The organism is Anaerocolumna sedimenticola, assembly GCF_009931695.1.
GTDB lineage: Bacteria > Bacillota > Clostridia > Lachnospirales > Lachnospiraceae > Anaerocolumna > Anaerocolumna sedimenticola.
Genome location: NZ_CP048000.1, coordinates 1,007,777 through 1,029,245 on the forward strand (window position 1 = coordinate 1,007,777; position 21,469 = coordinate 1,029,245).

General features: G+C 36.1%; 23 protein-coding genes and 1 pseudogene. 15 read left to right on the top strand and 9 right to left on the bottom strand.

Translation table 11 applies throughout. From position 1 onward, the window contains the following. The first annotated feature begins 241 nt into the window (after positions 1-241). Positions 242-1,252: a LacI family DNA-binding transcriptional regulator gene (locus Ana3638_RS04470; protein ID WP_161836965.1), complete on the top strand. Its 1,011-nt coding sequence runs from the start codon at positions 242-244 to the stop codon at positions 1,250-1,252. Positions 1,253-1,324: 72 nt separating this feature from the next. Here the strand turns inward: Ana3638_RS04470 and Ana3638_RS04475 are convergent, their stop codons facing one another. Next, complete coding sequence (locus tag Ana3638_RS04475) at positions 1,325-1,675, bottom strand: cupin domain-containing protein (protein ID WP_202621565.1); 351 nt, start codon at positions 1,673-1,675, stop codon at positions 1,325-1,327. A gap of 38 nt (positions 1,676-1,713) precedes the next feature. Next, on the bottom strand, positions 1,714-2,190 hold the full coding sequence (locus Ana3638_RS04480; protein WP_161836966.1) for a GNAT family N-acetyltransferase: 477 nt from the start codon (positions 2,188-2,190) through the stop codon (positions 1,714-1,716). 279 nt (positions 2,191-2,469) lie between these two features. Between Ana3638_RS04480 and Ana3638_RS04485 the strand changes: the two genes are divergently transcribed. Both Ana3638_RS04485 and Ana3638_RS04490 read left to right on the top strand, forming a co-directional pair. Further along, positions 2,470-3,348: a LysR family transcriptional regulator gene (locus Ana3638_RS04485; RefSeq protein ID WP_161836967.1), complete on the top strand. Its 879-nt coding sequence runs from the start codon at positions 2,470-2,472 to the stop codon at positions 3,346-3,348. A 36-nt stretch (positions 3,349-3,384) separates the two neighbouring features. Then, on the top strand, positions 3,385-3,717 hold the full coding sequence (locus tag Ana3638_RS04490; protein ID WP_161836968.1) for a cupin domain-containing protein: 333 nt from the start codon (positions 3,385-3,387) through the stop codon (positions 3,715-3,717). 19 nt (positions 3,718-3,736) lie between these two features. On the opposite strand, the gene Ana3638_RS04495 is transcribed toward Ana3638_RS04490, so the two are convergent. From Ana3638_RS04495 to Ana3638_RS04510, 4 genes and pseudogenes are all read right to left on the bottom strand, one after another. Further along, positions 3,737-4,279 carry a cysteine hydrolase family protein gene (locus Ana3638_RS04495; protein WP_161836969.1) on the bottom strand — a complete coding sequence of 181 codons (543 nt, stop codon included), beginning with the start codon at positions 4,277-4,279 and terminating at the stop codon, positions 3,737-3,739. A 116-nt stretch (positions 4,280-4,395) separates the two neighbouring features. Further along, positions 4,396-5,870, bottom strand: a pseudogene (locus Ana3638_RS04500) (alpha-N-arabinofuranosidase). Between the two features lie 112 nt (positions 5,871-5,982). Beyond that, a complete protein-coding gene (locus tag Ana3638_RS04505) occupies positions 5,983-6,612 on the bottom strand; it encodes an alpha/beta hydrolase (protein WP_330588016.1) in 630 nt (209 codons plus the stop codon). Then, positions 6,582-6,806: a hypothetical protein gene (locus tag Ana3638_RS04510; RefSeq protein WP_161836971.1), complete on the bottom strand. Its 225-nt coding sequence runs from the start codon at positions 6,804-6,806 to the stop codon at positions 6,582-6,584. Before Ana3638_RS04510 ends, Ana3638_RS04505 begins: the two co-directional genes overlap by 31 nt. Positions 6,807-7,321: 515 nt before the next feature. Here Ana3638_RS04510 and Ana3638_RS04515 point away from each other — a divergent pair. Further along, complete coding sequence (locus tag Ana3638_RS04515; protein ID WP_161836972.1) at positions 7,322-8,197, top strand: ROK family protein; 876 nt, start codon at positions 7,322-7,324, stop codon at positions 8,195-8,197. A gap of 112 nt (positions 8,198-8,309) precedes the next feature. Here Ana3638_RS04515 and Ana3638_RS04520 read toward each other — a convergent pair whose 3' ends face one another. Next, a complete protein-coding gene (locus tag Ana3638_RS04520) occupies positions 8,310-8,741 on the bottom strand; it encodes an HAD family hydrolase (RefSeq protein ID WP_161836973.1) in 432 nt (143 codons plus the stop codon). A gap of 332 nt (positions 8,742-9,073) precedes the next feature. On the opposite strand from Ana3638_RS04520, the gene Ana3638_RS04525 reads away from it, so the two are divergent. The 7 genes from Ana3638_RS04525 to Ana3638_RS04555 all read left to right on the top strand — a co-directional run bounded on the left by Ana3638_RS04525 (position 9,074) and on the right by Ana3638_RS04555 (position 16,717). After that, positions 9,074-10,705: a transglutaminase domain-containing protein gene (locus Ana3638_RS04525; protein ID WP_161836974.1), complete on the top strand. Its 1,632-nt coding sequence runs from the start codon at positions 9,074-9,076 to the stop codon at positions 10,703-10,705. Next, positions 10,705-11,472, top strand: coding sequence for an aspartate/glutamate racemase family protein (locus Ana3638_RS04530; protein ID WP_246240785.1), 768 nt, complete (start codon positions 10,705-10,707; stop codon positions 11,470-11,472). The genes Ana3638_RS04525 and Ana3638_RS04530 overlap by 1 nt, the downstream gene beginning before the upstream one ends. 29 nt (positions 11,473-11,501) lie before the next feature. Next, positions 11,502-13,016: an amino acid adenylation domain-containing protein gene (locus Ana3638_RS04535; RefSeq protein WP_161836975.1), complete on the top strand. Its 1,515-nt coding sequence runs from the start codon at positions 11,502-11,504 to the stop codon at positions 13,014-13,016. 135 nt (positions 13,017-13,151) lie between these two features. Beyond that, complete coding sequence (locus Ana3638_RS04540) at positions 13,152-13,379, top strand: acyl carrier protein (RefSeq protein ID WP_161836976.1); 228 nt, start codon at positions 13,152-13,154, stop codon at positions 13,377-13,379. A gap of 93 nt (positions 13,380-13,472) precedes the next feature. After that, positions 13,473-15,050, top strand: coding sequence for an MBOAT family O-acyltransferase (locus tag Ana3638_RS04545; RefSeq protein WP_161836977.1), 1,578 nt, complete (start codon positions 13,473-13,475; stop codon positions 15,048-15,050). Positions 15,051-15,101: 51 nt separating this feature from the next. Then, complete coding sequence (locus tag Ana3638_RS04550) at positions 15,102-16,184, top strand: SGNH/GDSL hydrolase family protein (RefSeq protein WP_161836978.1); 1,083 nt, start codon at positions 15,102-15,104, stop codon at positions 16,182-16,184. A gap of 23 nt (positions 16,185-16,207) precedes the next feature. Further along, on the top strand, positions 16,208-16,717 hold the full coding sequence (locus Ana3638_RS04555; protein ID WP_161836979.1) for a hypothetical protein: 510 nt from the start codon (positions 16,208-16,210) through the stop codon (positions 16,715-16,717). A gap of 26 nt (positions 16,718-16,743) precedes the next feature. On the opposite strand, the gene Ana3638_RS04560 is transcribed toward Ana3638_RS04555, so the two are convergent. Then, a complete protein-coding gene (locus tag Ana3638_RS04560; protein ID WP_161836980.1) occupies positions 16,744-16,932 on the bottom strand; it encodes a DUF951 domain-containing protein in 189 nt (62 codons plus the stop codon). Between the two features lie 314 nt (positions 16,933-17,246). Between Ana3638_RS04560 and trhA the strand changes: the two genes are divergently transcribed. The 4 genes from trhA to Ana3638_RS04580 all read left to right on the top strand — a co-directional run bounded on the left by trhA (position 17,247) and on the right by Ana3638_RS04580 (position 19,864). Beyond that, positions 17,247-17,918, top strand: coding sequence for a PAQR family membrane homeostasis protein TrhA (gene trhA / locus Ana3638_RS04565; RefSeq protein ID WP_161836981.1), 672 nt, complete (start codon positions 17,247-17,249; stop codon positions 17,916-17,918). Between the two features lie 66 nt (positions 17,919-17,984). Continuing rightward, complete coding sequence (locus Ana3638_RS04570) at positions 17,985-18,380, top strand: Fur family transcriptional regulator (RefSeq protein ID WP_161836982.1); 396 nt, start codon at positions 17,985-17,987, stop codon at positions 18,378-18,380. Positions 18,381-18,780: 400 nt separating this feature from the next. Beyond that, positions 18,781-19,323 carry an NADH peroxidase gene (locus tag Ana3638_RS04575; protein ID WP_161836983.1) on the top strand — a complete coding sequence of 181 codons (543 nt, stop codon included), beginning with the start codon at positions 18,781-18,783 and terminating at the stop codon, positions 19,321-19,323. A gap of 127 nt (positions 19,324-19,450) precedes the next feature. Then, complete coding sequence (locus Ana3638_RS04580; protein WP_161836984.1) at positions 19,451-19,864, top strand: DUF2871 domain-containing protein; 414 nt, start codon at positions 19,451-19,453, stop codon at positions 19,862-19,864. A 429-nt stretch (positions 19,865-20,293) separates the two neighbouring features. On the opposite strand, the gene Ana3638_RS04585 is transcribed toward Ana3638_RS04580, so the two are convergent. After that, the gene (locus tag Ana3638_RS04585; RefSeq protein WP_161836985.1) at positions 20,294-21,460 is read right to left on the bottom strand and encodes a glycoside hydrolase family 130 protein; all 1,167 of its coding nucleotides are present in this window, start codon (positions 21,458-21,460) and stop codon (positions 20,294-20,296) included. Positions 21,461-21,469 lie beyond the last annotated feature (9 nt).

Genomic DNA, 21,469 nt, shown 5'->3' on the forward strand with positions numbered 1-21,469 from the left:
CACAATTATCAATAGATAATATAAAACTTTTTTTATAAAGTCTCCCTCTTTGCTAAATAAGAGCTATGATAAAATGAAAACTTTCTTACATATAATGAAAACTTACCAAACATTATATTCTTACAAGATCAGATATATCCTTATATCAAATAACATTCCGGAAATATCTCTTTACATTATTTACATTTATAGATATACTATATAAAATGCTATCTATTATTATTTTTTACAGGAGATTGTTATGAAGAGAAGTACAATTACCATAGAAGAAATTGCAGCAAAGGCGAATGTATCCATTGCTACCGTATCCAGAATAATAAACCACAAAGACTCGGTAAAACAGGAAACCAGACAGCGGGTTTTAGCGGTAATGGAAGAACTTAATTTTTTGCCGAAATCTGCATCTCCTTTATGTGATGCTAATAGTAATGTTATACTCATGTGCGTACCGGAGTTTGACAATCCGTTTAACAGTTTGGTTATCAACGGAGTACAAAAATCAGCCCACGACCATGGATTTGATGTTTTACTTTTACAGGCTAAGGCTTTTTATACCGATAGCAGCGATTATATGAATATTTTAAAAAACAACTCCATTGCAGGAATTATCATACTCTCCTCCGTACCCCACCCTACGCTGATTGAAGAATTATCTTTCCGTTGTCCGGTGGTAATGTGCTCAGAATACTGTGAGGAATATAATGTACCTTTTGTCAGTATAGACGATGTGGCTGCGGCAAAAACAGCCGTTAATTACCTCATATCTTCCGGCTGTAAAAAGATAGGTATGATAAACTGTTCCCCGAAACATAAATATGCCAGACATCGGGAACAGGGTTATCGCGAAGCATTAGAAGAAGCCGGCATAACCGTAAATGAATCCTGGATTGCACACATTTCATCCATTAACTACAGTCTGGCATTATCCAATGCCATGCATATTTTAAGTCTTCCCGATCATCCGGATGCTTTTTTTACCGCATCGGATGTATTTGCCGTAAGTGTAATGAATGGTGCCAGAAAACTCGGGCTTTCCGTCCCGGAGGATGTATCCGTGGTTGGTTTTGATAATATTGAATTATCCACTATGACAGAACCTCAGATTACAACCATTGAACAGCCTTCTTACCAGTTGGGATTCCAGGCCTGTGAACTTCTCGTAGAAAAGATTGACAAGCCATTTTTAGAAGATAAACAAATTATATTAGGTACCGAATTAATTGTAAGAGGCTCTACATTACTTAAAAAATAAATTGGAATTCAAAAAACCTGCCGTATTAGAATAATATGCGGCAGGTTAAATTTTATATGCTTTACATCCTTGCTACTGATCCTCATATAAGTCACCACTGTTTTCTTTATTCAGGGTACCTTCTAATTCAATCATCAAGAATTTAGTCAATGCTTTTACTACCGGTCTATGTCTCGTCCCTTTCGGTACAATAATGAACTCACCTTCCTCCACTTTAATAAGTCCTTCCTCGACTTCCAGATGAAAACTACCTTCAATCACGTAAAACAACTCATCTGACTCTTCATGTACATGAAAATCCAAAGTGCGATTCTCTACATTTACAACGCTGAGTACATGGCCGTTCAATCGTCCTACTTTATCATATATATATAGCTTTTCAATAGAATCTACTCTTGATTTCAGATTTACTTTCTCGATCATATTACGAACCCTCCTGGCAGATTATGGATAATTATTTACTATTGCTCATGTACCATCATGATAAGCTTCTCGTTGTCAGTTATTTTAAAACCACAGTGTTCGAAAAGCAGTTGCCCCTTTTGTGTAGCATGTAAGGTAATCCTGTTATGTTGCTGTTTTATCGCTTCATTAACACACATAGATGTAAGCGTTTTCCCAATCCCATTTCTCCGATACAGAGGAGTTACAAACATATTTTGTATGTATGCGTTTTTTCCATTCGGAAGCTTTCTGCCGGGTAACACAGAGTACAGGCAAACTGAGCACGATCCAACAAAAACGTCACCGTCAAATGCTAAAAATGCAAAGAAAGATCCGTTTGCTATACCATCTTCCATATAATCTTTATTACTTTGGTATAATAATTGTCTCACATCGTCCGTCATCGCACCAGAATCTTCTTCCAGTAGATTTATTCGGGTATTGACCAACAGCTCCACATCTGATGCAATTGCTTTTCTATAAGTAATATTCATTGACTTTCACCCCCTTACTTTAACATTCCAGTTGTCACAGTTCATCTTTTTGGGGCTGAACCGCTGCAAATGAAACACGAAAAATATGCATACCACATAATTTCCCACACATATATCTCGTGTTTTCTATGACTTTCGCTTCGCTTCGTTCACAAAAACACCTCACTGGTACCATAGATTGAACTGTAACTCTGGAATCATTATAATATATTTAAACTATTGACGAAATAGATTGAATTTGATAGAATCTATCAATAATGTTGATACCAGGAGGCCGCCATGGAATTGATATATTTTAAAAGCCTTTTATGTTTGTGCGAATTAGGTAATTATTCCCAAACCGCAGATGTATTAGGATATTCCCAATCCAGTATTTCCACACATATTCAAAAGTTAGAACAAATATACGGGGGAAAAATTATCTGCCGCAAAGGTAATTGCTTAGTATTAACCTCTAAAGGAAAAATTATCTATCAATATGCTAAAAAAATATTAGATTTAATGGAAAAGATGGATAACGAATTGCGAATCCATGAAGTAAATGAAATTAACATCGGTACAATAGAATCCATAGCCTTATATTATTTACAAGACATTATTGAAGCATACAAAATCAAATACCCTCAGATCACCTTTCACCTATCGATTGAAGATGAGAACATCTTGTTAACGAAACTGATTCAACAAAAATTGGACTTTATTCTAGTCTTCAATAAAGAATTAGCAATTGATGGAATAAAAGTGTATAAAGTTAAAGAAGAAAACCTGTGCTTTGTATATCATTCAATAGCCAATACCGATTCGAACGTTCTAAATAAACTGGAAGAACAACCACTCCTGCTGACCGGTGAAGAATGTCCTTATCGAAAGGCTTTACTTGCCGACTTTGCAGAACATGGGCAGAAATATCATATCTCTATGTCATTAAGCAATGTAGATACAATAAAGCGTCTAATTTTAAATGATTGGGGCGTAGGTTTTCTTCCGCAATTCACCATCAAAGGAGATAAGAATTTAGGAATTATTAAGTATAAAATGACAAGTCCTTTTTATATACAGCTCATGTGCTACTCAGAATTAGAAGATTACATGGAATTCCAGGATTTTGTCGAAATAACAATGGCATCAATAAATGATATACATAAACACGAAACATAAAAGCAGCAAAAATCTATTAAAAAAGGAGAAACAAAAATGGATAACATATTTCCTGAGCCTATAACAAAACTGCCAGTTGCAGACATGCCTTTTACGAACTACGAAGCTTATATTTCTCAGTCTGAAAACCACCAAATTATTTTTATGAAGTTTAACGAAGATATTGAATTGCCGGAACATTCCCATGAAAGCCAGTGGGGTATCGTTCTTGAAGGCAAAATCGAATTAACCATTAATGGTATAACGAATATTTATACCAAAGGGGACAGATATTTTATTGGAAAGGGTATAAAGCATTCCGGCAAAATTTACTCTGGTTACGCCGATATGACTTTCTTTAACGAAAAGAATAGATATAGCACCAAATGAATATAAGTCCCACCTGCAATTATAGTTTAAATTCACTCCCCTTTATTACTTTTGCGAACATCCCGTTTAAAGAAGCCATAAAAGATTCGTGAACAACCTTTGCAGGGATTGTTCTTCCGTTATAACTCAGATCTTTTGTGGTACAGGCATCATCTATTAATGTAACATTGATTGCATAGTCCTTACATGCCCTCACGGTTGTATCAATGCACATATGACTCATCATACCACAAATGACAACATCCTTTGTTCCAATTTGCTTTAAAATATCGGAAAGATTGGTTTCAAAAAAACTATTCGGTGTATGTTTAACCACAAGGTATTCATTTTCTAAAGGTGTTAGCTTGGGGTGGATTAATACCCCGTTTGTGTTTGGCAAAAAAAATGTCGCACCAGCCCGGTTGTTTATGTGTTGAACATGAATAACCGGATATTTTTGTGTTCGAAATATTTCCAAAATATATTCTACTTTAGCCAGAGTATCTGAGGAATTCCAGAGTACGGATTTTCCACCTTCAAAATAATCATTTTGCACATCAATAATAATTAACGCTTGTTTCATAATTCTCACTTCTTTCTGAATTTTTTAATTTTTTTAACGAATAACACGAAAGATTGCAAATAAGACTATGGAAAACCATAGCCTTAAATCGTTACCACAACGGGCTGCTGCTAAACTCATAAATTAATTTCGAAATGCAATACACTGCAAGGCGGAATTACAAAGTCCAGGCCGTTGTCCGTAATTTCAAATTCTGTAAATTCTTCCGTATGTACATGATCCGGATTCTCAAAAGTATTATAAGCATCCATCTTATTGGTTAATATTTCTGCTTTAACACCGGTTACTTTTCTGTCAACCAGTATACTGTTAATACTATAGGACTGGCTTACGGATAAATTATTAAGAGTAATATGTAATCTTCCGTCCTCATCTACGGAAGCGGATTCATAAAGATTAGGAACCTTTGCTTCTTCCTGGCCTACTTCTTCCGTATCAATATAACTGTCTACCAAAGTTGCATCCTGATGGCATTTATACATGTTAAAAACATGGTAGGTGGGGGTTAACAGCATCTTATCCCCTTCCGTCAGAATTACGGATTGCAGTACATTAATGAGCTGTGCAATATTGGCAATTCTAACACGGTCACTGTGTTTGTTAAAGATATTCAGAGTGATACCTGCCACTAACGCATCCCGCATAGTATTCTGCTGATATAAAAATCCCGGATTAGTTCCCGGTTCCACATTAAACCAGCAGCCCCACTCATCCACCGCTAAAGCGATACGTTTATCCGGATCATATTTATCCATGATTTTACTGTGTCTGGTTACCAGTTCTTCCATATATAAAGCTTTCTTTAACGTGATATACCAGCCTTTTTCATCAAATACGGTTGCCGAACCTTTATCTTCCCAGTTCTTTTCAATGGTATAATAATGCAGGGAAAGAGCATCCATATAAGGAGAAGCCATCCTCATAACCGTATCACACCATTCATAATTATGGTCATTAGGACCACAGGCAATCTTAAAAAGGCGGTTATCACCGTAATTCCTGCAATAAGTCTGATATCTCCGATATTCGTTGGCATAATATTCAGGAGTCATATTACCGCCGCAGCCCCAGTTTTCATTACCTACGCCGAAGAATTTAATTTTCCAGGGTTCTTTTCTTCCGTTTTTTTCCCTCAAGTCCGCCATGGGAGAAACCCCGTCAAAAGTCATATATTCAATCCACTCAGACATTTCCTGAACCGTACCGCTTCCAAGATTGCCGTTTATGTAAGGCTGGCATCCGATCTGATCACATAACTCCAGAAACTCATGGGTACCAAAGCTGTTATCCTCCAATACTCCGCCCCAATGGGTATTAATCATTTTCTTACGGTTTTCTTTAGGCCCAATACCATCCATCCAATGATATTCATCTGCAAAACACCCCCCGGCCATCGAAGCAGCGGCAGCTTCATCTCCTTAAGGGCATTCACTACATCTGTTCGCATTCCATTTTTATTTGGAATCTTAGAGTTTTCTCCAACATACAATCCTTCATAAATACATCTTCCTAAATGTTCGGAAAAATGCCCGTAGATTTCTTTATTAATCCTGGATTTTTTGTTACCTGCATAAATAACTAACTTACTCATACCGTACCTCCAATATTAGTTTTAGACATTTCTAAAATAATTTACACGTTATTGAACTTACCAATATTCTACTATACCGTATGAATTTTGTCAATGGAGTATTGTGTTACGATTAATCATAGATAAAACGAACCGCCTTATCAATCCAGTCGGATGACATATGACTCTCTCCGTATTTTTTATCACCGTATACCAGGTAATTTCCCAATGAAAGACCATGGCTGCCGCTTTTATAGATATGAAGTTCCGTGGGTATCTGATTCTCAATTAATGCAGATGCAAACAGCATGGTGTTTTGCACCGGAACCACCGTATCATCATAGGTATGCCAGATAAAGGTCTCCGGAGTATCTTTTGTAACCTGTTTTTCCAAACTGTTAAATTCCAGCCATTTTTCATTCTCTTTCTCCTCCCCCAGTAAATTTTCAAAAGAACCCCGATGGGCATATTCTCCGCTCGTAATGACAGGATAAGATAGTATTAATTTGTTTGGTTTTAATTTCTCCGGTTCTATATCCAACAGCTTAAGAATATATTCATTATTCCAGAATACACCGGTGGAAGCGGCCAGATGCCCTCCGGCAGAAAAACCGCATACACTGATATTATCAGGGTCAATATGATATTCTTTTGCATGGTCTCTTACATATAAGACCGATAACAAGGCTTCACATAAGGCAACCGGAAAACGGACCGGTGCGACATGGTATTCTAAAACAAATGCACAGATTCCCTCAGAGATATATTTAAGGGCAACCGCTTCATTCTCACGGTATGAGGTAAATTGATAACCCCTCCCGGCAGAACCACCACCGCAGGATGCAGCCTGTCTATGTCTATCTCCTGTGAATTATCGGGTATGTAACAGCTAAGGGTTACCGGCTGTTCCGGTGCATTTTCTAAATTAGTTTTGATTTCCGTGGTAAAATATTTCATTGTAATTCTCCTTTCTCATTATGCCTAAACAGGTAATTGCGAAACTATTTAGTTTTCTGAATATACCATGCAATTAATACGAATTTCATAGCTTCAGTTGCCCTCTGGGACAGATTTGGCTCTAAAATTGTATTAATTGCATGGTATATAAACACAATATTTGAGTTTCGCAATTGCATATAAACCTAAATAGGTAATTACGAAACCAGATCAATTATGGATTAATAAATCATCCCTGGTCTTTCATTGGAAATATTATAGAAAAAGTATAGCACTGTATTATATATTCTTCAATAAATGTCGATGATTTTTAAATAAAATGGTTTAGAATTTATTTTTTGCTAAAATAGTACTATATTTTTTATGAAACATGGGTTAAAATAGAAGCAAGTTTAACTGCCCCGGATTGTTTGGCGGTAACATAATCACTAGTACGGCCTTACATAAGTTTCGAATCAGTGCGGGATATTTGCACTGGGACAAGGCTAATAAAATATTACTTGGAGGTTTTTAACATGTTATTTGGTGCTTTAGAAGCCGGCGGTACTAAAATGGTACTGGCTATCGGCAATGAAAATGGTGAAATTCTTGAGCAGGTATCCATTCCTACAGAAACTCCTTCTATAACAATTCCTAAAATAATTGAATATTATAAAGGCAAAGAAATTGCAGCTCTGGGGATTGGATCCTTTGGTCCCATTGATTTAGATAAAAAATCAAAAACATATGGATATATCACTTCTACCCCCAAATTGGCATGGGCTAATTATGATCTGGTAGGCAATATTAAAAAAGAACTGCCTCTTCCCATAGGATTTGATACGGATGTAAACGGATCCGCACTGGGGGAAGCCACCTGGGGAATAACGAAAGACGTAGAGTCCAGTATTTATATAACCATCGGTACCGGAGTAGGTATCGGCGTATATCTAAACGGCGGATTGTTACACGGAATGCTTCACCCGGAGGCAGGACATGTGCTTTTAAGCAAACATCCTGATGATAAATTCGAAGGTGTATGTCCTTATCATCCCAATTGCCTCGAAGGTTTAGCGTCCGGTCCTTCCATTGAAAAACGCTGGGGTAAAAAAGCAATTGATTTAAAGGACAATCAAAAAGTCTGGGAAATAGAAGCTTATTATATAGCTCAGGCATTAGTTGGTTATATATTAACGCTATCTCCTCACAGAATCGTATTAGGGGGCGGCGTTATGCATCAGGAACAGTTATTTCCTCTTATTCGCAGCAAGGTAACCGAATTATTAAACGGTTATGTAAGGACTTCCCAGATTAATGATATGGAGCACTATATCGTTCCTGCCGCTTTAAATGATAACCAGGGGATTATGGGATGTATCCAGTTAGCTAAAATGGAATTACAAAATAAATAAATTTAAGGGCTGCTGCAAAACCTATTTCTTTGAAGATATTCAAAGAAGCAGATTTTGCGCAGTCCTTTTAAATCAGGCTTTTGTTGGATGAACCATAGATGTAATAAAATAATCAAATATACTTTCTGACCGTATCCCAATTGGGCTCCCATTCCTTTAAGATAATACTTTTGCATCCGATTGCCAAATGCAGTTCATTATCATCCCACCTGTCACCAATACCTGCAATGAAATCATTTTTATCTTTTAATTCTAATACAATTTTCATTCTTTCTTCCTGATTTTCCCCTAAGTAAACTTCACCCTCCGGAAATCCAACTTTCTTAAGCCATTTTCTTGTTATATCAACATAAGAATCAGGTCGTGCTCCAATATAAATAAGCTTGTATTTTGAAGATAATTCTGTCATACATTTAAGACTTCCCCCCGTAGGCAAATCGCTTAAAATATTATCCTCCGAATTAAAATACGGCGTATCAACAAATTGAATGCGGTTCCTCTGGTCACAAATAGTTCCATCAATAAAAACAAGAACAGAATACATTATATCATCTCCTTTAATAAGATTTATATTAAACATATTATACCATATGGTGCGCTAAAATCAAACATTTGTTCTTGCCGTCAGTGAGTTTCGATATTCTCTATTAAGGTGTTTTAAAAGGATTTTTAAAATAAAAACCAATAATTCAAAATATGCGTTTATAATTACGGTGATAAACATATAATACTCTCATTACCTAATGATACCCATTATCATTTTATTATAATGATAAATTTTAAAGTAACTAGGTAGTTGTGAAACTATTTCATCTTTTTTGTTACAATAACCTTGTTTCGTAATTATCTATTTAAGGTATTTACATGGAGGTATACATGTATAGAAGACATAAACATAAAACAACCGCTATCTATCTTATTTTGTTATTCTGTGTTGTTGCCACAGCCATAGGAATATTCATTTACCTTTCCTTCCTACCAAAAGTAAAAAAATCCGTAACCCTGGAAGCAGGAAGCACAATGTATGATGTAACGGAATTTTTAAAAGGTAAAAATAATAGCGCCTCTTATGAAACCGATATTTCTTCCCTGGATCTTGACACACCGGGAGCCTATGATATCAGAATAAGGGTCAACGGTAAACTATATACTTCTAAATTAATTATTGTTGATACCAGGCCGCCTGCTGCTACCGTAACCGATCAGGCAGTTCCTAAAGGCTCTGAAATAAAACCGGATACTTTCCTTACGGGTATTCGTGACGTTACCAGTGTAACGGCCGCTTATAAGACACAACCGGATTTTATTAAGACCGGAGTACAGCCTATAATCCTGGTTCTCACCGATACCAGCCGGAACCGGACTGAACTGCCTGCTACCCTTACCGTACTGGATATGAAAAATAAAGTACAAATGGAAGCCGGCTCACCTGCTCCTGATATAAAGGAATTTTTAAATACGACCGACTATAAGCTTTCCTATGAAACCGATGTGAATAAATTAAATTTAAATAAGCCGGTTATGTATGATATCAAGATTAAGGCAGATAATAATATCGTAACCTGTAACCTTGAAGTAACTGACACAACTCCGCCATCAGCCGTACCCGTAAACCAGGTAATCTGGGCCGGAGAAAGCATTGACGCAAAATCTTTTGTTAAAGATATAAACGATGTTACTGATGTTGCCGTATCTTACAAAGTACCTCCTGACACCACAAAAGAAGGTGTTTTAAGTATTATTATCTTATTAAAAGATACCAGCGGGAACCAAAAAGAACTGACAGCTAAACTAACCGTAAAAAAAGATACAAAGGCTCCCGTTATTGTTGGTGCCATGGATAAGACCGTTTATATCGGTGATAAAGTTTCCTATAAAAATAATGTAACCGTAACGGATAATAAAGATAAGGATATCTCATTAAAAATTGACAGCAGTAAAGTAAACTTACGGAAAGAAGGTTCTTATCCGGTGATTTATACCGCTGCGGATTCAAGCGGTAATAAAACCAAAAAAACCATTACCGTAACAGTAAAAAAATATTTAGTAGATAAAAATATTCTGGATAGTCTGGCACTAAACATTCTTAATAACATTATCGATTCTTCCATGACCAAACGCGAAAAGGCTTATGCTATCTACAAATGGACAAAAGGGCATATTGCTTATACCGGTCATTCCGATAAAAGCGATTGGATAAAAGAAGCTTACAATGGTATTAAAAATGGTGTGGGAGATTGTTTTACCTATTTTGCACTATCCAAAGAATTATTAACCCTCACCGGAATCGACAATCTGGATGTAATCAGGGTCGGAGGCACAACAAGGCATTATTGGAGTATGATTAATACCGGTGACGGCTGGTATCATTATGATTCCTGCCCTAATAAAGACCATAAGGATTCTTTTATGATGACAGATGCTAAGTTGGAACAACTCTCCCGTGAAAGGGGTAATAACTATTACAACTATAATAAAGATCTGTATCCGGCTACACCCGAGGAATAATGTGCATTACAAAAAAAATTGATAAAACAACCGAAAGGAGAATCTTTACGAAAAAATTAGGAGTTATCGGTGGACTCGGTCCCTTTGCTACAGCTTACTTTTTTGACCTAATTTTAAAAATGACAGATGCAAAAGCTGATCAGGAGCACCTGGAAATGGTAATTTATAACTGCCCATCTATTCCGGACAGGACTTCCCATATCCTCGGTAAAAGTAAAAATAACCCGGTAATTCCAATGATTGAGATTGGGAATAAACTAGCAGCCCTGAAAGTGGATTATATAGCCATTCCCTGCATCACCGGTCATTTTTATCATTCTTTACTGTCTCAAAAGATTGGTGTTCCTATCATTAATATGATTCAGGAAACTGCAAAATATTTACACAATAACGGTATAGAAATTGTGGGGTTAGTGGCGACGGAAGGAACCGTTTTCAGCAGAATATTTCAGGAGGAATTGCAGTTTTATGGAATTCGTGTCATTGTACCTAACCGGCAGGGGCAGGAATATGTAAACAGCATAATCTATAAAAATATCAAAGTAGGCATCCCGCCGGAACTGGATAAATTTATAAGCGTATCACAGAATTTAAGAAAGTTTGGCGCCGAGGTTATTATAATCGGTTGTACCGAACTATCCCTTATCAAACGGGACTACCCCATCGGAGCCGGTTATATCGATGCCATGGAAGTTTTGGCGGCTCAATCAATTCTGTTATGTGATACTAAATTAAAAAAGGAATTTAATTGTTTAATCTCGAAATAACACAGCCAGATGCAGTTAAGGAGTTAAAAATGCAGCGTAACGTTTTAGAATATTTAGAGGCCACCGTGAGGCAAAAACCGGAAAAAACTGCATACGCCAATGAAGAGATGGGAATAACCTTTCGTGAAGTATATGATTATGCAAGGGCAATCGGAACCTTTCTTGGTAAAGAAAAAGTCTGTAAGGAACCTGTCCTAGTATTTATGAGAAAACATCCCTCCGTTATCGTTGCTTTTTACGGAATTGTTTATGGCGGTAACTATTATGTGCCTATCGATGAGGAAATGCCGAAAGACCGTATCCGGCTTATCTTTGAAAAATTAAACCCAAAGGCTGTAATTTGCGATGAAACAACCAAAGATATGATTCCTGCCTTGAATTATAAAGGAAAGATCTTCCTTTATGAAACGATTATAAAAACTGTTATTCAGGAAGATATTATAGCTAGGATCAGAGACGCAGCAATTGACACGGATCCAATCTATATCGTATTTACCTCTGGTTCCACCGGTATTCCGAAAGGTGTCGTTGCCTGTCACCGATCAGTGATAGATTATATTGAAAATTTATCGGAAGTACTCCAATTTAACGAAAATACCGTATTCGGAAACCAGACTCCATTATATGTAGATGCCTGTTTAAAAGAGCTGTACCCTACCTTAAAATTTGGGGCAACCACCTATCTGATACCGAAGAGTTTATTCCGGTTTCCGGTTAAACTGGTAGAATTCTTAAATCAATACAAGATAAATACGGTTTGCTGGGTCGTATCCGCTCTTACTATGATATCGGCTTTTGGTGCGCTGGATAAGGTGATTCCAAAATATCTTCATACCATAGCCTTTGGCAGTGAAGTATTTCCCATAAAACAATTTAATCTGTGGAAGCAGGCTCTTCCGGGAGCACGGTTTTTTAATTTATACGGTCCCACGGAAGCTACCGGAATGTCCTGTTATTATTACGTGGACCGGAATTTTGATTTAGAAGAAGTTATGCCTGTTGGACGGCCTTTCCACAATACAGAGATTATATTACTGGATGAACAAAACAAAGTCCCGTCTCCCGGAGGCACCGGCGAAATCTGTATCCGTGGAACCGCACTTACTTTAGGCTATTATGGGGATTTTGACAAAACCAGGGAAGCTTTTATCCAAAATCCGCTCAATACGGTATACCCTGAATTAATCTACCGTACCGGTGATCTGGGGCGATATAACGAACGGGGAGAATTAATTTTTATTTCCCGCAAGGACAATCAGATAAAGCACATGGGACACCGCATAGAACTTGGTGAAATCGAAATGATCGTAAATAACTTGGATGAAGTGAAAGCTGCCTGCTGTTTATTTGATGAGAATAAGAAAAAAATTATCTTATATTACGTTGGGAGCCTTAAGGACAGTGAAATTATTAATAAAATGAAAGAAAAATTACCCAGATATATGCTGCCGAATGTTATCAAATCCCTGGAAGAAATGCCCCTCACACCTAACGGTAAAATAAACCGGCTTCTTTTAAAGGAGTCTTATACAAAAGGAAGATAACCAGCAATGATATGGTATTCATGGAATGAAAATATTGGCTAAAAAAAGAATCCTTTAAAAATTTGGGTTTTACTTACAAGCTTATAATGAATAAATCAGCCTGTGTATAAAACATAAGGCAGAAAAGAGGAATATATGGAACAATTAATTGAAATATTAAAAAGCATTCATCCGGAAATCGATTATGAAACCTGTAACACTTTAATTGACGATAATATCATTGATTCATTTGATATTGTAACCCTGATATCTGAAATTAATGATGAATTTGATGTAGCCATTCCGGCAGATGAGATTATTCCGGAAAATTTTAATTCAGCAAAAGCACTCTATCAATTAATAGAACGTTTATCAGATGAATAGCATTTGGAAAGTTATTCTATTTTCCGAATATACCATATAACTAATACCTGTTTCTAGCTTCAGTTGCCTTAGTGCCTGTAACGAGGGGGTCTCATGCTTTTTACATCCCACAACTTTGTTATATTTTTAATTCTGTTATTTATTATTTATTATCTGATACCGAAAAAATTCCAGTGGATATTACTTCTGACTGCCAGTTATATCTTTTATTTCTTTGCAGGAAATTGGTATCTGACCTATATCTTGTTTACAACTGTTTCCACCTATTTCGTCAGCCTTAAATTAAATCAGCTGTCAGTCAGGCAATCCGGTTATTTAAAAGAAAGGAAAGATTCTCTTACCAGGGAAGAGAAAAAAGAATATAAAGCAGCCGTTAAAACAAAACGTTTTCGTTGGCTCTTATTATGCTTATTTCTTAATTTCGGTATTCTGGGAATATTAAAATATACGGATTTTGCAATATATAATATCAATATGATTTTTAATCAGGAACTGTCTTTTTTTCAGTTCATCCTCCCACTCGGTATCTCCTTTTATACTTTTCAGTCAATGGGCTATATCATAGATGTCTACAGGGAAAAGTATCCGGCTGAAAAAAATATAGGTAAACTTGCTTTATTTATCTCATTTTTCCCCCAATTGATACAAGGACCAATCAGCCGTTTTGATGACCTGAAAGAAACCATGTTTAAAAAACATGAATATAACCAGACAAATATTACTTTTGGTCTTACCAGGATTTTATGGGGATATTTTAAGAAAATGGTAGTAGCTGACCGTATTCTGATTGCAGTAAATACCATCATCGGCGATCCGGACAAATATCAGGGTGCATATGTGTTAATGGGAATGTTTTTTTACGCCATTGAATTATATTCCGATTTTACCGGGGGCATTGATATTACCATTGGAATTGCCGAAGTTCTTGGTATCCGTATCAGAGAGAACTTTATACGGCCATATTTCTCTAAATCCATCGTTGAATACTGGAGGAGATGGCATATTACTTTAGGAACCTGGTTTAAGGAATATATGTTTTATCCTATTTCGGTTTGCAAGCCCATGTTAAACCTGTCGAAAACCTGCCGAAGGGCTTTTGGTGAGAATATAGGCAAACGGATTCCCGTTTATATAGCAACTTTAGTTGTTTGGTTTACCACCGGTTTCTGGCACGGCGGAAGCTGGAATTTTATCGTATGGGGGTTATTAAACGGAATCATTATTCTTATCTCACAGGAATGTGCACCATTATATGATAGATTCCATAGTAAATGCCATATCGGGCATACTTTTTGCTACCGGTTATTTCAGATAACCCGTACTTTCTGGCTGATGAGTTTCTTAAGAACCTTTGACTGCTACCGGGATGTAAGTACCACGGTTAAAATGTACGGCACCATTTTTACCAATTTAAATATTCAGGAAATCCTAAACGGCGGTTTCATGGGACTGGGATTAACAACAGCAGATTATATCGTACTTATCCTTGGGGTAACTACCATACTGGCTGTCAGCTTAATCGGGCGCAGAGGAAGCGTACGTAAAAAACTGTCGGCAAAACCGGTTCTTCTCAGATACGCCGTATATTTTATCCTGTTTCTCTCCATATTGATATTAGGGGCATATGGCATTGGTTACGATGCAAGTCAATTTATATACAGTCAGTTTTAAGATCCGCCATCTTTTAAGTTACCGCCGTCCATGGCAGAATGGGAGGAAAATATGAAGAAAAATTTACGTTTCAATCTCATCGTGATAAGCTTTTTTATAATTTTCCTTATACTATTGCAACGATTATTTATGCCAAAATATGTATCTGAAATACATGAGGGTAATTTAATAGAAGAGTATTATGCCGAAGAAAAAAATCATGATGTTATATTTGTTGGTGATTGCGAAGTTTTCTCCAATATATCCCCTATTACCTTATGGGAGGATTACGGAATCACCAGTTATATCAGAGGCAGCGCCCAGCAGCTTATCTGGCAGTCTTATTACTTATTGGAAGAGACTCTTAAATATGAAAAGCCGAAAGTTGTAGTTTTTAATGTATTAGCCATGAAATATAACGAACCTCAGAATGAAGCTTATAACCGGATGACTTTAGATGGTATGAAATTCTCAATAACAAAATTAAAGGATATTCAGGCTTCCAAAACCAAAGAGGAGAGCTTTTTATCCTATCTGTTTCCCATTTTAAGATACCATACCAGATGGTCGGATCTTACCATGGATGATTTTAGATATCTGTTTCACAGAAAAAAAGTTTCCAGCAATGGTTACCTGATGCGGGTTGATGTTAAACCGGTTACTTTTATTCCTCCCGGAAAGAAACTTTCCAATTATCAATTTGGAGTAAACAGTTATGACTACCTGAACCGGATGACCGATCTTTGCAAAAAGAATGGAATTCAGCTGGTATTAATTAAATCTCCCAGTGTTTACCCGTATTGGTATGAAGAATGGGACCGGCAGATGAAAGATTATGCAACGAAAAATGATTTATTATATATTAATTTCCTCAATTTTATCGATGAAATGGGTATTGATTTTACTACGGATACCTGTGATGGAGGCCTCCATTTAAATCTTTCCGGTGCAGAAAAATTTACTAAATATTTTGGAAGTATCTTAAGCAATACCTATCAGATTGAAGATAAAAGGAAAGATCCTAAACTTAGTGCTGCATGGAAAGAAAAAGCAGACTTCTATTATGCCACTAAAAAAGCACAGCAGGAGGAATTAAAAAAATACGGTTATTTAAAAAGCCTGGGAGCGCAGGCCGTCACAAGGGAAAGTGAATAGTATAAGAAGACAGGAGTAAACTTATGAAAAAAATATTATTTACACTCATCCTAATAACACTTTTGGTTGGATGCAGTAAAAACAACAACAATGGTAATACGATCGAAAATAATACGCAAACTGCAGAAAATACGGCCGGCTACCAATTTGATTACCAAGGCGTAACCATGTCTATGAATGACAACGCCGCTGCTATTGTTGATGCTTTAGGTGAACCTATGGATTATTTTGAAGCCCCAAGCTGTGCATTCCAGGGCTTGGATAAAATATATTACTACAGCGGTTTTGATTTATCTACCTATCCGGGAACAGATGGAGATTACATCTCTGCAATTGAATTTACAGATGACAGCGTATCAACCAAAGAAGGCATCTTTATAGGAAATACCAGGGATGAAGTGATCAAAACCTATGGTAATGATTATACCGAAGAATCCGGTTCCTTAACTTATACGAAAGGAAAAACCAAACTTACTTTTCTAATTGAAAATAACGCAGTTACCTCTATTAATTATGAATTTATTACAGATTAAGATATAAGCATAAGTTAATTTAGTTTTTATTCCTGCTGCTTTTTTGTGATTTGGCGAATGCTTTTTTCCACTTGCTTTCTTGGGAGCATAATTTGATGTCCGCATCCTAAGCATTTTAATCGAAAGTCCATACCTACCCTCAAAACCTCCCATTGGCTGCTTCCGCAGGGATGCTGTTTTTTCAGTTTTAATATATCGCCTATTTGTATATCCATTTTAATCCTCCTTATAAAAATGTCTAATTATTTCAAACTGCCCATTCCATATTCCAAAAATTCTGTATTTTTCCGGCTTATAGTATTCGCAGGTCTCAAAACTTCAATTATTAATATGGGTATAATTTCCTGCTAATTTAATTTATTTACCCCTTGCATTTTGTTTCCACATGATGTAGTATAACGTTATAGATAACGTAGTTTTAATTACTACTTCATGTAACTTTCAACTCTAACTGGCATCTATAAAGTTAAAAGTTTACAAATACTAGTACAAGAAATAACTTATATAGTAGCAAGAAAGGAATGATTTTATGGCTAAAAAAATTATGAAACCCAAAGACCCAGGCAGTGCAATCACACATTTTATCGGCATGCTTATGGCAGCATTTGCAGCACTCCCCTTATTGTTAAAAGCTTCGAAAGCGCCGGATCCGGTACATTTCATCTCTTTAGGTATTTTTGCATTAAGTATGATATTATTATATACTGCAAGCACAGTATACCATACCTTTGATTTATCTGACAAGATTAATAGGCGTTTAAAAAAGTTTGATCATATGATGATTTTTATCTTAATCGCTGGAACCTATACACCTGTATGCTTAATTGTTTTAAATGGACCGGTAGGTTTTGCCTTGTTATCTTTAATATGGGGTATGGCATTATTAGGAATCTGCCTAAAAGCTTTTTGGGTATATTGTCCAAAATGGGTTTCCTCTATTATATATATTGCCATGGGTTGGACCTGCGTTCTGGCTTTCTCCCCTTTATTAAATGCTCTTTCAGACGATGCTTTTAACTGGCTTCTCGCAGGCGGTATTATTTATACCGCAGGGGGTGTTATCTATGCGTTAAAACTTCCGATCTTTAACAACAGACATAAGTATTTCGGCTCTCATGAAATCTTTCATTTATTCTGCCTCGGAGGAAGTGCCTGCCATTTTATATTAATGTACAAATTTGTAGTAAATATGCCAATATGATACACCTTGACTAGTTATACCTCATATGATAGAATCAATAATGGTTACTATTATCGGAGGTGAGAAATGATAACTACTAAATTCAGCCGTCAACGTGAATCCATTAAAGAATACCTGTCCCAAACCAAAGAGCATCCTACTGCAGATACCGTATATATGCATATACGTGAGAAATATCCAAATATCAGTTTAGGAACCGTATATCGTAATCTTAATTTGTTAGTAGATCTGGGTGAAATTATAAAATTATCTCCCGGGAACGGAAGCGACCGATTTGATGGCAATCCTCTGCCCCACTACCATTTTGTATGTACCGAATGCTCCTGTGTTCAAGATCTTGATATTGTACCGGGTGCACTTGATCATATTAACCGGATCGCAGAAGCAGGTTTTAACGGAGAGATACAAGGCCATTCCGTATTCTTTTATGGTAAATGCAGCAACTGCAAATTAAATAATTGATTAACGTTGCAAACTGTTCCTAAATTAAGATTCCTAACCGATTTTATTGGAATCTTAATTTAGGAATTATTTTGCAACTAAAAATATCTAATTCGTGCAATTGAATTAACTTTTTCATTTTTTACCATCATTCATTTAACCTTAAATTCTATTATTCTTAGTATTAATTCTTATTTTTGCTTCTTTCATTATAATTGAACCTTTTTCCCCTGTTCTGTAAAAACTAAGTAGCCAGATAAAATCTATGGACAATAAATTCAATGTTTAACCGGATATTTACAGAAAAATAATTTTAAATATTTTTTTAAAATTAGTATTGACAAAAATACAATCCTATTATATTATAATATCAGTAATCATTATTATTATTATTTTAAATATTGAATAGGAGATTAAAAGTATGAAAAAATTTGTATGTCAAGTTTGTGGTTATGTTTATGAAGGAGATTCTGCACCGGAGGCTTGTCCTATCTGTAAAGCACCGTCATCAAAATTTGAGGAACAATCCGGGGAATTAACCTGGGCTGCTGAACATGTTGTGGGAATAGCACAAGGTGTAAGCGAAGATATATTAAAAGATTTAAGAGATAATTTCAACGGCGAATGCTGTGAAGTTGGTATGTATCTTGCTATGTCAAGAGTTGCTTTTAGAGAAGGTTATCCGGAAATCGGTTTATATTATGAGAAAGCCGCTTATGAAGAAGCAGAACATGCTTCTAAATTTGCAGAATTACTCGGTGAAGTTGTAACAAACAGCACAAAGAAAAACCTCGAATTAAGAGTAGCTGCTGAAAACGGTGCAACCGCAGGCAAATTTGATCTTGCAAAACGTGCGAAAGCAGCAGATCTGGATGCTATCCATGATACCGTTCATGAAATGGCAAAAGACGAAGCTAGACACGGAAAAGCTTTTAAAGGATTATTAGAAAGATATTTCGGTTAAGATAGAATAAATCATAATGACATTCACACAGGTTATTTCTATGGTGCCTGGCTTTATTTCGCTCTAGTTGTTTTATGACACTGCATATGTAAATAAAGTAAATTGATGGTATAAGGAGGATTTTTATATGTTAAAACGCTATACAAATTTATCATTTACTTATGCAGTGATTGGCCTAATATCAGGAGTTTTCTTTCGTGAGTTTACAAAATTAAATCACTTTACAGGAAAAACAAGTTTATCCAGCATGCATACTCATTATTTGACTCTTGGAATGTTTTTCTTTCTAATTTTGTTATTACTTGAGAAAAACTTTGCTTTTTCTTCTCAAAAGCATGTTAATAAAGCACTTATTATATATAATATCGGACTAAATATATCCGGTATCGGCTTTTTGATGAGAGGTCTTACTGAGGTATGGGGAACAGAATTAAATAAAGCACTAGATGCATCTATCTCAGGAATTTCTGGTGTTGGTCATATTCTACTTGGTTTTAGTATGCTTTATTTATTACTGAAAGTTAGAAAGAAAGTTGTATAAAAGCTAGATTGCTGTTTTACTTCAAGCATGAAGGCTTGCATAAATAATTAATTGCAGTACTTATTATAAATGACGGAGGAAACGATACGCTTCTTTTCCCGATTCGCGAGCTGTCTGAATTATACCAGTAAACCCTGTAAATTCTTACTAGCTTTCGAAAAAATATGCAGGTGTTCCCATAAATTATGATAACTTCAATATTAGCACTTGGAACACCTGTTTACATAGATTGTATTTCTTACTTAACGTGCCAATTTCTATTATATATAATCCTCCCCATTATATATAACTTGATCCCTACATACTTTGTAAAGAACCGGCTGCGATCCCCCAAATCGCAGCCGGTTCTTTGACAATACTATGGAAAGTTATCCTATCAGGTTGTGAAAGATATTTACCATAACTATTGAGCTTGCAATGGCTCAATTTTTATTTCTCAAGTATCTCTAAATTCTTTTTGATAAAATCACATCTTTGCTGTACACATTCTACGGAACGTAACGGATCTTTTGGTGTATTAAAGGTATAATCCAATAATTTATCAATGGTTGTAGCCGCTACATGCAGTCTGGTATCAGAAGATGCATAATAAATGTAAACTTCTCCGTTATCTTTTGCAATGGCTCCATTGGTAAAGGCAACGTTCGATACATCACCGACTCTCTCTTCCCCTAACGGTGCAATAAAGAGTCCTGACGGTTCAGCTATTACTTTGGAAGGATCTTTTAAATCCGCAGCAAATACATAAATAACATATCTTAATCCTGCTGCCGTATTTCTTACGCCATGAGCAATATGAATCCAGCCTTTTTCCGTTTTAATCGGTACCGCACCTGCTCCGTTTTTCGCTTCCGTAATGGTATGGTATTTTCTTTCGCTTGTTATGATTTCTTCATCAATCACTGCATTCGTGATATCATCACATAAACCAAAACCAATTCCGCCGCCGGAACCGGTATTGATAAAATCATCCATAGGTCTGGTGTAAAAAGCATATTTGCCGTTAACAAATTCCGGATGGAGAACCACATTTCTTTGTTGCGGAGAATTTAATGTCTTCAGGTTATTTAATCTTTCCCAGTTTTTAAGGTCTTTTGTTCTTACAATACCGGCTTCCGCTTTCGCTGCGGATAAATCATTCACGGAATGATCCTTACTTTCGGAACAGAATACACCATATATAAATCCATCTTCATGTTTGGTAAGACGCATATCATATACATTCGTCTCTTCCGGGCACGTATCCGGTAAAAGAATCGGATAATCCCAGAATTCAAAACCGTCTACCGGACATTCACTTTCTGCTACTGCGAAAAATGACTTTCTGTCATTTCCTTCTACACGTGCCACTAAATAATATTTACCGTTTAATTCAATGGCACCGGAGTTAAATACCGCATTTACTCCCAGTCGTTCCATAAAATACGGATTGGTTTTTTCGTTTAAATCATATTTCCAGAATAACGGAATATGTTCATTGGTTAATACCGGATTTACATATCGGTCGTAAATACCGTTATAAATTGGGCTTATTTCATTTTTCTTATGAATTAATTTGTTATATTTTTCTAATTGAACATAATAATTCGGATGCATCTTTTACCT